Below are 16346 nucleotides of genomic sequence, written 5' to 3'. Positions count from 1 at the left end.
AACCTCTCCATTTGCTTACACATATCAATCTTCAATATAAACCGTACGACCTTTTATAGTGAGCTTATCCTCACAAAATAGTCGTAACGCCTCTTTATATGTTTTATGTTCTATAGGTAATAATCTATCACTCAAAACATCCTCTGTATCATCAGGTAATACAGGAACTGTATTCTGCATGATAATAGGACCTGTATCCATTCCGGCATCAACAAAATGTACCGTACAACCAGTTACCTTTACGCCCGCATCGATAGCTTGTTGATGTCCATGTAGTCCCGGAAAGGATGGCAACAAGGCAGGATGGATATTTAAAATTCTATGCTCATAGTGCTCAATCAGTGGAGCCCCTACAATGCGCATATATCCAGCCAAAACGATACCATCTACCTTGTAGGGCTCTAACGCATCTAACTGGGCTTGTTCAAAGCTAGTTTTAGAATCATAGTCGCTACGTTCGATGACAATGAGTGGAATATTCCAAGGTTTAGAACGTTCAACAATCCCTGCATCACCGTGATCTGTAATGATAACTACAAACTCACCATTAATATATCCTTCTTGCATGGCTTTATAGAGGGCTTCCCCATTGGAGCCTCTACCGCTTGCGAATAGAGCTAGACGTTTTTTAACTAAGGAACTAGTCATTAAATACCGCCCCTTTTACAACAACTGGACCTTCGCCTTTAACGATATGACCAATTTCATAAACCGCTTCATTACGACTTTCAAGATTTGCCTTTACTCGATCCACATCCGTAGCGTCCACTATGAGGATCATGCCAATGCCCATGTTAAAAGTACGGTACATTTCATGCCAATCTACATTGCCCCATTCTTGTAGCTTTTCAAAAACTGGAACGCGAGGCCATGTATCACAATCGATCTCTGCTGTTACTCCCGTAGGTAAGACGCGAGGAATATTTTCATAGAAACCGCCGCCCGTAATATGAACCATACCTTTAAGTAGGCTTTCTTTAATCAACGGCAATACAGCTTTAGGGTATAAGCGCGTTGGCGTTAATAATTCTTCTCCCAGTGTTTTGCCAAATTCAGGAATATCTTGACCAATGGAGAAACCCTTGTGATCAAATACAATTTTACGAACTAACGAGAAACCATTAGAATGAACCCCAGAAGATGGTAACCCAAGAATAACGTCTCCTGCCTTGATACTTTCACCAGTAATCAATTTAGGACGATCTACGATACCAACGGCAAAACCAGCTACATCATAATCCTCATCATCGTAGAAACCTGCCATCTCAGCAGTTTCACCGCCTAGTAAAGCGCAGCCTGATTCTTCGCACGCCTCAGCTACACCACGTACGATATCCGCCACTTTTACAGGCTCTAGTTTGCCAACCGCAATATAATCAAGGAAGAATAAAGGTGTAGCACCTTGTACGAGGATATCATTAACACTCATAGCTACGCAGTCTTGACCGATAGTATCATGTTTATCCATCATAATAGCGAGACGTAATTTGGTACCCACCCCATCTGTACCAGATACGAGCATAGGATCAGACATAGCATGACCAGCTAAGGAATAGATTCCCCCAAAACCACCTAGATCACCAACAACACCCGGTGTATACGTCCGTTTAACAGATTCTTTCATCAATTCTACGGCGCGATTACCTGCATCGATATCAACACCTGCATCGCAATAGGTTAAACTAGTTTTATTCGAGCACATATTTGACCCCTTCCTCTTGGTCCGCAGGAACCGCTACACTATAATCACCATTGAAACATGCAAAACATAAATCATCTGGCTTTACATCAGATACAGCACGACATAGGCCTTCACGAGACAAGTAATGTAATTTATCAGCCTTGATAAAATCTCTAATTTCATCCACAGTATGAGTAGCTGCTATAAGTTCTTTACGCACTGATGTATCAATGCCATAGTGACAGGAGTACTCAATAGTTGGAGAACTAATACACATATAAATCTCTTTAGCACCAGCCTCTTTTAGCATTTTTACAATGATACCACTCGTAGTACCGCGCACAATAGAATCATCAATAAGGACGATACGCTTACCTCCAACAATATGTGGCAATGCATTTAGCTTCATACGAACAGCTAATTCTCGTTCCTCTTGATTTGGTTTAATAAAGGTACGGCCGCTATAACGGTTCTTAACTAAACCTTCCGCAAAAGGGATACCCGATGCACGAGCATAACCTAATGCAGCTGTTGTACCGGAATCCGGAATGGACATTACGATGTCTGCATCATACTTAGTTTCGTTATATAGTTCGCGGCCCATATTTAGCCGAGATTGATATACGGATTGACCATCGATATGACTATCGCCACGTGCAAAATAGATGTATTCAAAGACGCAAAGTTTTTTGTCGATTTTTTCTGGTTCCGCATACATAGTACTACGCACACCAGAGTCATCGATGATAACCATTTCACCAGGATCTATATGGCGAATAAACTCTGCCTTAATCGCATCAAAAGCACAGCTTTCACTAGAGAGCACATAACCATTTTCTGTTTTACCTAAGCAAAGTGGTCTAAATCCTTGAGGATCTCGTACACCTACTAAGGAGTCGTTCGTAGTAATGACTAGAGAGAACGCCCCTTCAATTTGACGAGCTGCATCGGCAATCCGTTCCGCTTGTGTTTCTGCTTTAGAGCGGGCTATCAAGTTTACGATAACCTCAGAATCCATCGTCGTTTGAAAGATGGAACCATCGGCTTCGAGACATTTTCGAATAGATAAGGCATTCGTTAAGTTTCCATTGTGAGCCACCGCAATTTGACCGCCTTGGTAGTGAATAACCAAAGGCTGGATATTACGCGGATTATTGGACCCAGTCGTAGAGTACCGCACATGACCAGTCCCCATATAACTTGGCAATGCTGGTAATTCTTTGATAGCCTCGGTCAACAAGCCCATGCCTTTTTTCAGTTCTACATCATGACCATCGGTAACAGCAATGCCCGCACTTTCTTGACCACGATGTTGGAGAGCAAATAGCCCCCAATATACATAGCGTGCTACATCAACGGTCCTATCATAGATGCCGAATACACCACACTCTTCGTGCCATTTGTCAAAAACAGAATCGTAGTTCATCTTCCCCCCTATTAGGCACGCTCACCTGTAAGACGGAATAACATTTCCTTATATGCTTCTTCAATATTACCAAGATCTCGACGGAAACGGTCTTTGTCGAGTTTTTCACCAGTTGTAGCATCCCAGAAACGGCATGTATCGGGAGAAATTTCATCACCCAATAAAATTTCACCATTATGGGTACCAAATTCTAATTTAAAATCTACAAGGGTTACATTTTTAGTAGCCAAGAATTTTTTCAAAATATCGTTTACCTTTAAAGTAATTGTAGAAATTACATCAAGTTGCTCTTGAGTGGCCCAACCAAGTGCAGTGATTTGGGATTCGTTGGCAAATGGATCGCCTAGTTCATCATTTTTATAGCAGAATTCAAGAATTGGATGTTTAAGTGGAGTTCCTTCTTCAATGCCAAAGCGTTTAGCCATAGAGCCAGCCGCAATATTACGAACGATAACTTCAAGAGGAACTATTTTCAATGTAAGTACTGTTTGGTTGCGATCATCTTCACGACGAACGAAATGAGTTGGTACGCCTTCTTTTTTCAACAATTCAAAGAAGAAAGAGGAAATTTTGTTATTCAACACGCCTTTACCAAGGATGGTGTCATGTTTTTCACCATTAAATGCAGTGGCATCATCTTTGTAATGAACGATGTACTCATCTTTGTTATCTGTTGCATATACTTGTTTTGCTTTCCCTTCATACAATAATGTTAATTTTTCCAAATCGATGTTAGCCATGATCTTTCTCCTTTATCATAATTAATGATACAAACTATATAATAGATATCTAAATAAACTGTTTTTCTTAACCAACATTTAATCACCGATGATTTAGATGATTAAATATGAATAGCACCTTGTAATTCTGCATTGTCTGCCAAGACTTTTTCAGCCATATCTTTACGATATTGTTGATATTGTTCTTTCAGGTCTTTATTGAAAGCTGCTCCAATTTGTACTGCAAAGAGCGCTGCATTTTTAGCACCATCTACAGCCATGGTTGCTACAGGCATGCCAGATGGCATTTGTACAATAGCAAGTAGAGAATCAATACCTTTTAATGCGGTTGCATTAAGTGGGATGCCGATAACTGGTAGTGTAGTGAAGCTCGCCACCACACCAGGTAAATGAGCCGCTGCGCCTGCACCAGCAATAAAAGCAATAGCTCCTTCACCTTCAAGTCGTATAACAAAATTTTTTACAGCCTCTGGGGTACGATGAGCTGAGGCAATAACCATTTCATAGGGAATATTAAATTCATCAAGTACGGCAGATGCTTTTTTCATTGTGTCCAGGTCAGACTTGCTGCCCATGATAATACCGACCTTCATAGATCCTCCTAATAAAAAAGCCCAGCCAAAACAGACTGGGACAAATACGCGCAAATAGCCTCCGTAGACTTGCTTTGAGTTTGTTGATTTGCATAGTTCACGGTGCTACCTCCTTCTTGTACTCAAATTGTAACACCTAACATTTACAAAATCAATACTATTTTCGAATATTTTTTTATTAAATATTTTTATCATTCGTTATATTCCGAACTATTGAAAAAATATAGATTGCATCATATAAAATAATTTTAAATAAATCTGTAAAATAAAATACTGCCTTTTCAATCTTATAATAACACAAACTTACTCTATCGATTAAAATATTTATATGTTTTTTCTTATCCATACAAAAAGAGGATAACCCATTTATAAACAGGTTATCCTCTTTTCATAATTCCGAACATTAGATCACTTAACTTGTATCTATTATTGATTAGTGAGTACCACTTTCAAAGGCAGCTTTCAATTCACCTACAGATTCTGGAATATAATCTACAATAGAAGACATCAACGCATACATCAATGCAGGCTCGAACGCATCATCACCACACATATATACACAATCCAAGTATAGGCTAGAGTCTTGTTCATCAATATAAAGTTTGTAATTTTTATATGTCGCATTGTCACGATTAATTAATGCATTCAAGGCATTCATATTTTGTGCTGTTACCTTTTCAGGGCCTAACACTAAACGAACTACACTATAAATGCTGTTATCGAGAATGACGAACAAAGGCATATCCCATAAAGGAGACTTGATATAAGAACGATATACTACTGTACCGTCTTCATCATCAAAATCCTTCCGTTCAAAAGATATGATTTCTTCTTCTTTCAAAAACTTATCAAATAATAAGGATTTAGGATTCATAACAACCTCTATTAAGCTAAGCCAGCTACTTTAAGAATATCTTTATGTACAGTATCTAAATGCGGTTGAATAACTTCAAGCATAAGATTCACTACTACAGTAGGATCAAATTGTTCATTCAAACATGGTATAGACACATCCATATAAATGTTATTATCTTCATTGCTCACGTAATATTTAGATATCTTGTAATCTTGATTTAACGTGTTAAGTTCTTTCAATACCGCAGGAATCACTTTTTTATCAATAGATGTTGTTGTGATAGCGATGCGTACATAGGTGAACGCAGAATCGTCTACAACGATGAACACAGGCAAGCTATGCTCATGAACATCCAAACGACCATGATATACAACTGTATTAAGATCGTCTGTCATTTCTTCCTTTGTAAACCAAGTGTTACCGCCTTTGTTAAGGTCAGCAACGAGTAAGTCGAATTTTTCTGCTTTTTTATTCATAATTCCCTCTAACAATAATCAGACAAATTAGTCTTCGATAAACACACAACCATTATCTTTGAATTCTTTAATGCGAACTAAAGACTCTACACGGTAGCCCGCATTTTCCAAGCGTTCACGACCAGGTTGGAAGGACTTTTCGATAGCAATCGCCATGCCTACTACTTCATCACCTGCGTCTTGAACCAACTTAGCAAGGCCCATAGCCGCCTCACCAGACGCCAAGAAATCGTCGATAATCAACACTTTTTCACCAGCTGGCAAGAATTTTTTAGAAATAGTGATATCATAATTCTCTTCTTTTGTATAAGAGTACACAACACTATGATATACATCATCTACCATAAGGATGGATTTTTTCTTACGCGCAAATACCAATGGCACGTCTAGTTCAAGCGCGGCCATCAACGCCAACGCAATACCAGATGCTTCGATGGTAACAATACGTTGTACACCTGCATCACGGTAACGATCCGCGATTTCTTTACCAATCGCCTTAAACAATTGTGGATCGATTTGATGGTTTAAGAACCCATCTACTTTCAGCACTCGATTATTGAGGACAATCCCCTCTTCACGAATGCGTTCTTTTAATAATTCCATGTGCTCATACCTCCGCATAACTATCTTTAAATTTTAACGTAAACAACCCCTTAGGGTCAACCTATATCTAGTAAAAGTCTTATAATATACCCCATAAATATCATTGCAAATAAGACTTAAATATTTCATATATGAATTATATAACTCAACTGCTTTATAGGAATATAATATAGCACGGTAAAACTCACACTAATATATAAAAAGACACACTTTAAGAAAGTTTCCTAAAGTATGTCTTTAAACATGTCTTTTTCTTATAAAACTTTATCTCGAGTACTTTCACGATTAACTAGTAAGGACGTAAATCTTGCAGCCCCTTCAGATTGAGGAACCAAGCGAGAACGCACAAGCACAATGTCGCGTGTTGGTACCGGAATATCTGTATCGATGCGCACAATAGTCCCTTCTTGCATTTTTTGTTGTACCACATGATTAGGTAACATGGAAATACCCATGTTGATTTCTACAAGATCTAGTAATACATCGACGCTACCCAATTCAAAGCGAGGCTTACGACAAGCACCATGTGTTACATCGTCAAAGAATGTACGACTAGCAGAGCCTTTATGCAAAAGTAAAATAGGCTCGTTAAGAAGGCGCCCTTGATCAAAGAATCCTGCCCCTTTATAGTCAGGACCGCCAACAAAGACATCTTGAATGGTAGCTAGCGTAGTTACCTCTAGCTGAGGATTATCTCTCAAGCCCTCATAATCATTAACCACGGCTAATTGCGCCTCTTTATTGAGTACTAATTCTACACAATCAGGAGACGGACGATTAATGATATGTAAGCCAATTTCACTTTCTTGTAATTGCCATTTGTGGAAATAAGGCAATAGGAAATGGCGACACAAAGTATCTGTGGCAGCCAAATTTAAACTTTCATAAGCTTGACTAACCCGTTCTTGTAATTGGGTAACACCATTATCAAGAATGGAGAAAGCTTTAGCTACCGTATCAAACAATTCTTTACCTTCTGGCGTGAACCCTACAGATTTTGTAGTACGCACGAAGAGAGGCATATTAAGTTCTCCTTCTAATTGTTTAATACTTTGACTGATGGCGGATTGGGACACGCCTAATTCTTTTGCGGCACGGGAAAAAGATAAATATAAGCCTACCCCTAGAAAGGTTCTATATAAATCTGCAGATACTGCCATTTTATTCACCTCTGTTATATACTAATAGTAACTTCTTACTTTTAAATACACATATCATTACCCTATTATAACTATAGACTCTCAATATATAATGAATATGTAGAAATCTTCATGAAAGTTAGGTCTTATGACCTTCATGAACTCTTCATATTTATTAGTATTTCTAATCTTTTCATTAGTAAGATTATCTTTACTTATAAGTCTAGACCGACTATACTTAATTTGTCAATATCCCATAGGGAATTATATACATTACAGGAGGCTACAATGGCTATACAACGATTATTCGTAACAAAACGAGAATCTTTCAACCTAGAAGCGCAACGCATGTTACAAACCTTACAACAGGAATTATCTATGCCTGCTACAGATGTGACTATCTATGAGCGATACGACATCGAAAATTTAGATGCAAAAGATCTAGAGTCTGCTAAAAATTTAATTTTTTCTGAACCTCCTGTAGATACTGTATTAGAAAAAATTCCAAGTGTACAAGACTTTGTATTTGCTGTTGAATATGTGCCAGGTCAATACGATCAACGTGCTGATAGCGCAGAGCAATGTATTTCTATGCTCACACTTACATCCGGCCACATCGTGCGTTGTGCTCGCGTATATGCTATCGAAGGCACCTTTACAAAAGAACAAGAAAATGTCATTAAGGCCTACTACATTAACCCTGTTGATTCCCGCAAAGCGAGCCTTGACGTACCAAATACCTTAGCTCTCGATTTAGAAGATCCAAAACCGGTGGCAACAATCAATGGCTTTACTACGATGAGCAATGATGATTTAGAAGCTCTCATCAAAAACTACGGTCTTGCTATGACATTAGCAGACCTTCAAATGATTAGACAACAATACGCAGAGGTGGAACACCGCAATCCTACGATTACAGAAATTCGCCTCTTCGATACATATTGGTCTGACCATTGCCGTCACACTACCTTTATGACCGAGTTAACAGATATTACCATTGAAGACAGCCGCTTCACCGGTTCTATAAAGGAAGCCTTCGAAGAATATATGGAAGGCCGTGCTGAGCTCTACACGACTAAGAAAAAAGCTCGCTCCCTCATGGACATGGCTACATTGGCTGTAAAAGAATTGCGCCACGCTGGAGGACTTACAAATCTCGATGAATCTGATGAAATCAATGCATGTACAATCATCATCCCTGTCGATGTAAATGGCAAGACTGAAGAATGGTTGTTACTATTCAAAAACGAAACCCATAACCACCCTACTGAAATCGAACCATTTGGGGGCGCAGCTACCTGCTTAGGTGGTTGTATTCGCGACCCATTGAGCGGTCGCGCCTACGTATACCAAGCTATGCGCATCACAGGCTCTGGCGATCCACATACAAGACTTGAAGATACATTGGAAGGCAAATTACCACAAAGAAAGATCACCCAAGAAGCAGCTCGTGGTTACTCCTCTTACGGCAACCAAATCGGCCTTGCTACAGGTGAAGTAAAAGAATATTACCATCCTGGCTACGTAGCAAAGCGCATGGAAATCGGCGCAGTTATCGGTGCTGCACCTCGCAACCAAGTTCGTCGTGAGGTACCAGTTGCAGGCGATGTGGTAGTATTGCTAGGTGGTAAAACTGGCCGTGATGGCTGTGGTGGTGCTACAGGGTCCTCTAAAGAACATACCGTTGACTCTCTATCCACATGCGGTGCAGAAGTACAAAAAGGCAATGCTCTTACAGAGCGCAAAATCCAACGCTTATTCCGTCGTGGCGAAGTAACGACACTTATCAAACGTTGTAATGACTTCGGTGCAGGTGGTGTATCTGTTGCTATCGGTGAACTAACTGATGGTGTATCAATCAATCTCGACTTAGTCCCTAAAAAATATGCTGGCCTCGATGGTACAGAGTTAGCCATCTCTGAATCCCAAGAACGCATGGCCTGTGTCATCGCTGCTTCTGATGTAGAGGCGTTCAAAGCATACTGCGACGAAGAAAACCTGGAGTGTACAGTTGTGGCAGAGGTAACTGATACAAATCGCCTCATCATGAACTGGAATGGCGAAACAATTGTAGATATTAGCCGCGACTTTTTAAATACAAATGGTGCTAGTCAACAACAAGAAGCTATCGTAAAAGCTCCAGTAGATCGATCCTACTTCTTACGTGGTTCTGCTAGTGCAGATAACTTCAAGGAAAAATGGCTCGCAGCCGTATCCGATTTAAATGCAGCATCCCAACAAGGCTTAGCAGAACGCTTTGACAGCACTGTGGGTGCCAATACAGTCCTCATGCCATTCGGTGGCAAATTCCAAAAAACGCCTACCCAAGGCATGGTTGCTAAATTACCGGTTCTAAACGGTGAAACTACAACGGCGAGTATTATGACTCACGCTTTTGTGCCTGAGTTATCTGCATGGAGCCCTTATCATGGTGCGCAATATGCAGTGCTTTTATCTGTAGCAAAATTAGTAGCTCTTGGCGGTCGTCGTGAAGATGCATACTTAACATTACAAGAATATTTCGAACGCCTCAATTCTAAAGAATCTTGGGGTAAGCCAGTAGCAGCTTTACTTGGTGCTTATAAAGCACAAAAAGAACTTGAAATCGGCGCTATTGGTGGTAAAGATTCTATGAGCGGTACTTTTATGGACCTTACAGTTCCTCCTACCCTCGTATCCTTTGCGGTTGGTACAGCTCATGTAGATAATATTGTGAGCCAAGACCTTAAAGGTGTAGATCACCGCCTCGTATTCTTCGATGTACCTCGTACATACGATGACACCCCTGATTGGGATCGATTCAAAGAAAACTGCGATACACTACAAGAACAAATTGAAAAAGGTCGCGTTTACTCTGCCTATGTAGTTGATCAAGGCGGCATTCCTGAAGCAGTCACTAAAATGGCCCTTGGCAATAATATTGGTGTTAAATTCGATAAATACGCTGAACGTGGTATCTTCCAACCAGCCCTTGGTTCCTTCATCGTTGAAGTAGATATTACAGCTGTTAATTATCTTTTAGAGTTACCTGATGTGAAAGTTATCGGTGTAACCCAAGCCACACCTGTTATCGAATGGGAAGGACAATCTGTTTCTCTCAAAGAAATACAAGCTGCTTATGAAGCACCTCTAAACGATATTTTCCCAATGCATGCACCAAACGGCTTTGGTGAAGCAGTCGCTTACATTCATGATCAACACGCTAAACCTCGCAGCACCTCCCTAGGTGCCAAACCAAAAGTTCTTATTCCAGTATTCCCTGGTACAAACTGCGAATTTGACTCTGCTCGCGCCTTTGAACGGGCTGGTGCAGAAACAGATATCGTGCTTATCCGCAACCAAACTCCAGAACAATTAAAAGAATCTATCGACGTAATCAAAGCTAAATTAGCAGAGTCTCAAATTCTTATGTTTCCAGGAGGTTTCAGTGCCGGTGATGAGCCAGATGGTTCTGGTAAATTCATAGCCACCCTCTTCCGCAACCCATACCTTGCAGAAGGTTTAGAAAACCTCTTGTACAAACAAGATGGCCTTGTATTAGGTATTTGTAACGGCTTCCAAGCGCTCATCAAGTTAGGCTTATTACCTGGTGGACATATTGAAACGTTAACTGCAGATCATCCTACATTGACATACAATACCATTGGTCGTCACTTATCTCGCATGGTTAATACGAAAGTTATTTCCACAAAATCCCCTTGGATGAGTGATGCTAAAGCTGGAGAAATTTACACAGTACCAATTTCTCACGGCGAAGGTCGCTTTATAGCGTCTCCTCAACAAGTGTTGGAGTTCAATAAAACTGGCCAAATTGCTACACAATATGTAGACTTTGATGGTATCGCCTCCATGGATAGTCGCTTCAATCCTAACCAATCTGTAGCTGCTATCGAAGGTATTTATAGCCCTGATGGTCGCGTATTCGGCAAAATGGCACACTCCGAACGCTGTGGCGCCGGTATTAGCAAAAATATTCCTGGCCAATTAGAAATGCCAATCTTTACATCTGGTGTAAAATACTTCAAATAATTGGTCACTATGAACTTTCATGTGAAAGCCTACTTCTTCAAGTAGGCTTTTTCAATATTGATTTTTTTCGAAAATATTAGTATTATAAATTGATACTATATTTACAGACATGAGTTCTCATGTAAAGCTATACATACCTAGTGTGGGTTAAGAAAGGATTTTATTATGCATTGTGCTCAGAAAATGACTCATAATATCTACTGGATTGGTAGTAATGACTGGACAACAGAACGTTTCGAAAACTTATTTCCTATTCCAAATGGTGTTAGCTATAACAGCTATTTCATCGACGATGAAAAAACTTGTGTGGTAGACTCTGTAGATGCTGAAATTCGTGAAGAGTACTTCGACAACTTGACTCACCTCTTAAATGGTCGTGAACTTGATTACATCGTCGTAAACCATATGGAGCCTGATCATTGCCAAACATTATTGGAAACATTGGAACGGTATCCAAATTGTAAAATGGTAGGTAATGCTACAACATTCCGCATGTTTGAGCAATTCTATAACACTCCAAAACCAGAACAATACCATCAAATTAAAGAAGGCGATGAAATCTGTTTAGGTAAACATACTTTGGTTTCTTACACTATGCCTATGGTTCACTGGCCTGAAGTAACTTGTACATACGAAAAATCTACAGGCACATTGTTCTCTGCAGATGCTTTTGGTACATTCGGTACAGTTAATGGTAATATCTTTGCTGATCAAACCGATTTCGTAGCTACATACGAAGAAGAAGCTCGCCGTTACTATACAAATATCGTTGGTAAATACGGACCACAAGTACAAAATGCGCTTCGCAAAATTTCTAGCCTTGATATCAAACGCATTGCTCCACTTCATGGTCCAATCTGGCGCACCCCTGAATCTATCCAATATATCACGCACAAATACTTACATTGGTCCAGCTATACAGCTGAGAAAAAAGGTGTTGTTATCGCTTTTGGTTCCATGTACGGCAATACTCGTGCTATTGCTCAACAATTGGCTAAACAACTATCCAAACGTGGCGTTACAGATATCAGAATTTACGATGTTTCCAAAACTAATGCTTCCTACATCATCTCCGATGCTTGGAAATATACTAACTTGGTAACTATCGCACCTACATATAACTTGAATCTATACCTTACTATGGAAAACTTTATCCATGAATTAAAAGCCCTTAACTTCCAAAACCATAAAGTATCCATCATTGGTAACCACTCTTGGGCTTCCGCTGCGATGAAAACAATGGTTTCCCATTTCGAAAATGACTTCAAAGACATTGAAATCGTTTCCGAACCACTAGATATCAAATCCTCTTTGAAAGAAGAAGATCTTCCATTAATTGAAAAAATGGCAGACGATATTAAAGCATCCATTGAAGCTGCTGAAATTAAAGACGTATTCTAATTCCTAATACAAGAGCCGCCTATTTAGGCGGCTTTTTCTGTTTATATGTCAAATTTACACAATCGAAATTAGGTTTTAACCTTCGATCATTCCCCATCATTGCAATCAAATATTGTATTTTAAAAGCCTTGTAAATATGCAATAATTCTACCATTTTTTTGCTTGACATAAATCTAACTTTTTCATATACTATACAAGTACCTGTTACACAACAGAATACATGGAGAGGTGTCCGAGCGGCTGAAGGAGCATGATTGGAAATCATGTGTGCGGTTATCCCGTACCCAGGGTTCAAATCCCTGTCTCTCCGCCATAGTAAAAGCAGTGCTTTCGCACTGCTTTTTTATTTGCATATAAAGAAAAAGCTATTCGAATTATACTCGAATAGCTTTTTATATGTCACACTATATTAGTTGTGAATTTTCTTTGCAATATCACCGATAATTTCAGGTGTCGTTCTACAACAGCCACCAATGATTTCAGCTCCAGCTTTTCGCCATACCTCAACGTAGTCTACAAATGATGCAGCATCGCCATACCAAGTTTTAGTTTTACTATCATAGCTTTCACCAAGGTTCGGATATACAGCAATCGGTTTCTCTGTAACAGTACGAATATCTTTTATCAATGATTCTACATATTCCGGTTTAGTACAATTAATGCCAATCCCCGTAATAGGATGTACCTTGTCGATCATTTGTGCACATTTAATAATGGTTTCGCCACTAGAAACATGATGCCCATCCTTACAAGAAAAAGAAATCCATCCGGGAATACCTTTGGATGTAAACGGATCAGACATAGCTCTCGCAATAGCGATTGCTTCAGCATAAGACGGTATAGTTTCAAAGGATAATATGTCTGGATGTTCTTCGCAGAATAATGCTAGCCGTGGAATATGGAATATCTCTAGATATTCTGTTTGCACATCAGGATAACCACGGTATTCAGAGCCATCAGCCAAGAAAGCGCCATAAGGTCCTACAGAGGCTGCCACCAACGGTTTAGGTAAAGCACCTTCAGAAAAATATCTAACCCCCTCAGGAGTCTCTTCACCGAGCGTAATACCACGCAATGTAAGCGCCCCACTCGCCTTTGCTTCTAAAAACTCATTACGAGCTTGCATGGCTAAACGAACAGATAGTTTAACAAGCTCTATCGCTTCTTCCGTTCCATAACCTAAACCTTTAAAGCCTGCTACTGTCGCTTGATAGCCAGAGCTTTGAATGATATCGGCACCCGCAGCTAAATAAGAAATATGTATTTTCTTAATGATATCTGGCTGATCCATGAGAACCTTAGCAGACCACAACTTATGTTGAATATCACAGCCATAACGCTCTAATTCGGTCCCTAAAGCTCCATCCAAGACGAGGGCGCCCTTTTCCTTAATAATATCTAAAAATGCACTTCGTTTAGCCATCATATCACCCATTCTATACATACCTCATATAACACGAGGCTTACCTAGCATATTATATCAAATAATACGTTCTGGTACTATCTACAAACTATTTTAATACCTCTGCTGGAGGTTCCTTACCAAACCATTTCTTATAAATTTCTGCGTATTTACCATTTGCTTTGATCTTAGCCAAGCCATCATTGATTTTGTTAAGCAACTCTGTATTACCTTTTTTCACAGCAATACCTAGTGGTGCCGCATCATAGTCCTCTCCAGTAACCTTTGCGATACCTTTGCCCTTACCATTAACATAATATTCGTTTACTGGTGTATCATTGATAACTACATCGACGCCTTTATTTTGCAATTCTAAGAACGCATCGACAATAATATTAAACTGACGTACATCGGCATTGGGAATCTTGCTAGCAATCTCTGCACCAGTAGAGCCGATGGATACACCAATGCGTTTACCTTCTAGATCCTTAAAGCTATTAATATTGGTGTTATCAATGTTTACAACGAGACCATTACCTGCAATATAGTACGGTTTACTAAAATCAACGGATTTTGCACGTTCTTCAGAAATAGTCATATCCGAAATAGCGATGTCGATGGTGTTACTTTGTAATGCTGGTAAAAGCGCATCAAAGTTTAGATTTTGAATATCTGCTTCTATGCCCTCTTCGTTTGCAATCGCATTGATAATATCAATATCAAATCCAGCTAATTTACCACTATCTTTGTCTTTAAAACCAAATGGTGCATAGGTCGCATCAGTACCTACGCGCCATGTCTTCTGACTATTACCCGCATTACCACAGCCAGCGATTAATAAACTACTAGCAATAGTGAAAGCCCCTAATAGAGCTGCTATTTTCTTAAATTTCATATTATTACCCTTACTTCTCTCCGTTCTATCTAGAAACAGATTTTTCCTTAATTAACTAATATATTTATACTTACACTTATGAGCATAATAAAAATAATACCTCTAAAGGTATTATAGTTTTATGATAACATTCGATATAGTAAGGGTCAACAAATCCAACTATACCAATAGGTATTGAATTGATATAGTTTTTAGCTATATCGAAAATAACATTCCTAAGTATATAAAAAGACCGCCTTTACCAAGCATAGATGAAACTTGATAAAGGCGGTCATCTCCAAAATGGAGGATTCCTGGTTATTTATAGAATAAATAAGCTATTCAATTCATTTAGGATATATAGTATGTAATTTATTTAGCATGTTTAGCTTTTATATACATAGCTACCTTGTACAAGAACGTACAGAGTAATAAATACATTACGATACTGAGATATGTCGCTTCAGGTGTTTCTACCCAAGCTTGAGCAAATACATCAACACCTGCAATACGAAGCACTGCACTAAACAAGGAGCCAATAGCACCACCAGCTACGAGACCAGAGGCAATTGTACTACCTTTGGAGAAGCGAAGATCTGCCAATTCTTTGTCTTTTGTACTATTTTGTACAAGATACGCAATCAAACCTCCGATAAGTAATGGTGTATTAATTTCCATTGGCAAGTATGTGCCCAAGGCAAATGCCAACGGTGGAACTCTTACCATCCACAAGATGATTGCAAATAATGCGCCAGCCATGTATAGAGGCCATTGAGCACTACCACCAGTCATCATTGGCTCAATGATGGCAGCCATAGCGTTCGCTTGAGGTGCATTTAATGCATGATCTCCTACAAATCCATAAGCATCATTCAAAAGAATCATAACACCTACAGAAAGTACGGCACAAAGAATAGTACCAACGATTTGCCATTGTTCCATTTTCTTAGGTGTAGCACCTGTCATATGTGCCACCTTAAGCTCAGACATGAAGTTACTAGCCATCCCAATAGTAGTACCGATAAAAGATGCCATCATGAGGACCGCAATCATGCCGACCTTACCAGTCATACCTGCTGCGGTTAAGCATACAGCGGAGATGATAATCATAAAGATTGTCATACCT

At 39.4% G+C, this 16346-nt stretch carries 14 protein-coding genes and 1 tRNA gene; 3 read left to right on the top strand and 12 right to left on the bottom strand.

Annotated features, from left to right (window positions below):
- Positions 1–24 precede the first annotated feature (24 nt).
- The 9 genes from purN to AAA071_RS08910 form a co-directional block, all read right to left on the bottom strand.
- Positions 25–648, bottom strand: a complete 624-nt coding sequence (gene purN, locus AAA071_RS08950) for a phosphoribosylglycinamide formyltransferase (RefSeq protein ID WP_316581483.1) — start codon at positions 646–648, stop codon at positions 25–27.
- Complete coding sequence (purM, locus tag AAA071_RS08945) at positions 641–1702, bottom strand: phosphoribosylformylglycinamidine cyclo-ligase (RefSeq protein WP_316581482.1); 1062 nt, start codon at positions 1700–1702, stop codon at positions 641–643. Before purM ends, purN begins: the two co-directional genes overlap by 8 nt.
- Positions 1689–3107 (bottom strand): amidophosphoribosyltransferase, encoded by a 1419-nt coding sequence (purF, locus tag AAA071_RS08940; RefSeq protein ID WP_105087128.1) that lies wholly within the window; start codon positions 3105–3107, stop codon positions 1689–1691. Before purF ends, purM begins: the two co-directional genes overlap by 14 nt.
- 11 nt (positions 3108–3118) lie before the next feature.
- Positions 3119–3847 carry a phosphoribosylaminoimidazolesuccinocarboxamide synthase gene (gene purC, locus AAA071_RS08935; protein WP_021147770.1) on the bottom strand — a complete coding sequence of 243 codons (729 nt, stop codon included), beginning with the start codon at positions 3845–3847 and terminating at the stop codon, positions 3119–3121.
- A gap of 101 nt (positions 3848–3948) precedes the next feature.
- Positions 3949–4440 (bottom strand): 5-(carboxyamino)imidazole ribonucleotide mutase, encoded by a 492-nt coding sequence (purE, locus tag AAA071_RS08930; RefSeq protein WP_105087129.1) that lies wholly within the window; start codon positions 4438–4440, stop codon positions 3949–3951.
- A gap of 433 nt (positions 4441–4873) precedes the next feature.
- Positions 4874–5314, bottom strand: coding sequence for a hypothetical protein (locus AAA071_RS08925; protein ID WP_004693734.1), 441 nt, complete (start codon positions 5312–5314; stop codon positions 4874–4876).
- An 11-nt stretch (positions 5315–5325) separates the two neighbouring features.
- Complete coding sequence (locus AAA071_RS08920; RefSeq protein ID WP_004693736.1) at positions 5326–5772, bottom strand: hypothetical protein; 447 nt, start codon at positions 5770–5772, stop codon at positions 5326–5328.
- Between the two features lie 27 nt (positions 5773–5799).
- Positions 5800–6375: a xanthine phosphoribosyltransferase gene (locus tag AAA071_RS08915; RefSeq protein WP_004693737.1), complete on the bottom strand. Its 576-nt coding sequence runs from the start codon at positions 6373–6375 to the stop codon at positions 5800–5802.
- 254 nt (positions 6376–6629) lie between these two features.
- Positions 6630–7535, bottom strand: a complete 906-nt coding sequence (locus tag AAA071_RS08910; RefSeq protein WP_004693739.1) for a LysR family transcriptional regulator — start codon at positions 7533–7535, stop codon at positions 6630–6632.
- A gap of 267 nt (positions 7536–7802) precedes the next feature.
- Between AAA071_RS08910 and AAA071_RS08905 the strand changes: the two genes are divergently transcribed.
- The 3 genes from AAA071_RS08905 to AAA071_RS08895 all read left to right on the top strand — a co-directional run bounded on the left by AAA071_RS08905 (position 7803) and on the right by AAA071_RS08895 (position 13257).
- Positions 7803–11543 carry a phosphoribosylformylglycinamidine synthase gene (locus AAA071_RS08905; protein ID WP_316584264.1) on the top strand — a complete coding sequence of 1247 codons (3741 nt, stop codon included), beginning with the start codon at positions 7803–7805 and terminating at the stop codon, positions 11541–11543.
- 165 nt (positions 11544–11708) lie between these two features.
- Positions 11709–12944 carry an FprA family A-type flavoprotein gene (locus tag AAA071_RS08900; RefSeq protein ID WP_021147764.1) on the top strand — a complete coding sequence of 412 codons (1236 nt, stop codon included), beginning with the start codon at positions 11709–11711 and terminating at the stop codon, positions 12942–12944.
- A 222-nt stretch (positions 12945–13166) separates the two neighbouring features.
- Positions 13167–13257: transfer RNA gene (locus AAA071_RS08895), tRNA-Ser, on the top strand.
- A 96-nt stretch (positions 13258–13353) separates the two neighbouring features.
- On the opposite strand, the gene mmuM is transcribed toward AAA071_RS08895, so the two are convergent.
- The 3 genes from mmuM to AAA071_RS08880 form a co-directional block, all read right to left on the bottom strand.
- Positions 13354–14379: a homocysteine S-methyltransferase gene (gene mmuM / locus AAA071_RS08890; RefSeq protein WP_287511238.1), complete on the bottom strand. Its 1026-nt coding sequence runs from the start codon at positions 14377–14379 to the stop codon at positions 13354–13356.
- 76 nt (positions 14380–14455) lie between these two features.
- Complete coding sequence (locus AAA071_RS08885) at positions 14456–15241, bottom strand: basic amino acid ABC transporter substrate-binding protein (RefSeq protein WP_155086386.1); 786 nt, start codon at positions 15239–15241, stop codon at positions 14456–14458.
- A gap of 351 nt (positions 15242–15592) precedes the next feature.
- The coding region (locus tag AAA071_RS08880) for an OPT/YSL family transporter (protein WP_349234141.1) at positions 15593–16346 on the bottom strand (754 nt) is incomplete at its 5' end.

Origin of the sequence: Veillonella parvula (assembly GCF_040097785.1) — a bacterium.
In the GTDB taxonomy this organism is placed as follows: domain Bacteria; phylum Bacillota; class Negativicutes; order Veillonellales; family Veillonellaceae; genus Veillonella; species Veillonella parvula_D.
Note: the sequence above shows the minus strand (reverse complement) of the source record. Positions and strands in the feature narration are given on the sequence as shown.

Coding starts and splice junctions, on each gene's coding strand:
- AAA071_RS08900 (WP_021147764.1), top strand. CDS start 11,709: ATGCATTGTGCTCAGAAAATGACTCATAATATCTACTGGATTGGTAGT.
- purM (WP_316581482.1), bottom strand. CDS start 1,702: ATGTGCTCGAATAAAACTAGTTTAACCTATTGCGATGCAGGTGTTGAT.
- purC (WP_021147770.1), bottom strand. CDS start 3,847: ATGGCTAACATCGATTTGGAAAAATTAACATTATTGTATGAAGGGAAA.
- purE (WP_105087129.1), bottom strand. CDS start 4,440: ATGAAGGTCGGTATTATCATGGGCAGCAAGTCTGACCTGGACACAATG.
- AAA071_RS08920 (WP_004693736.1), bottom strand. CDS start 5,772: ATGAATAAAAAAGCAGAAAAATTCGACTTACTCGTTGCTGACCTTAAC.
- AAA071_RS08910 (WP_004693739.1), bottom strand. CDS start 7,535: ATGGCAGTATCTGCAGATTTATATAGAACCTTTCTAGGGGTAGGCTTA.
- mmuM (WP_287511238.1), bottom strand. CDS start 14,379: ATGGGTGATATGATGGCTAAACGAAGTGCATTTTTAGATATTATTAAG.
- AAA071_RS08915 (WP_004693737.1), bottom strand. CDS start 6,375: ATGGAATTATTAAAAGAACGCATTCGTGAAGAGGGGATTGTCCTCAAT.
- AAA071_RS08925 (WP_004693734.1), bottom strand. CDS start 5,314: ATGAATCCTAAATCCTTATTATTTGATAAGTTTTTGAAAGAAGAAGAA.
- AAA071_RS08885 (WP_155086386.1), bottom strand. CDS start 15,241: ATGAAATTTAAGAAAATAGCAGCTCTATTAGGGGCTTTCACTATTGCT.
- purN (WP_316581483.1), bottom strand. CDS start 648: ATGACTAGTTCCTTAGTTAAAAAACGTCTAGCTCTATTCGCAAGCGGT.
- purF (WP_105087128.1), bottom strand. CDS start 3,107: ATGAACTACGATTCTGTTTTTGACAAATGGCACGAAGAGTGTGGTGTA.
- AAA071_RS08905 (WP_316584264.1), top strand. CDS start 7,803: ATGGCTATACAACGATTATTCGTAACAAAACGAGAATCTTTCAACCTA.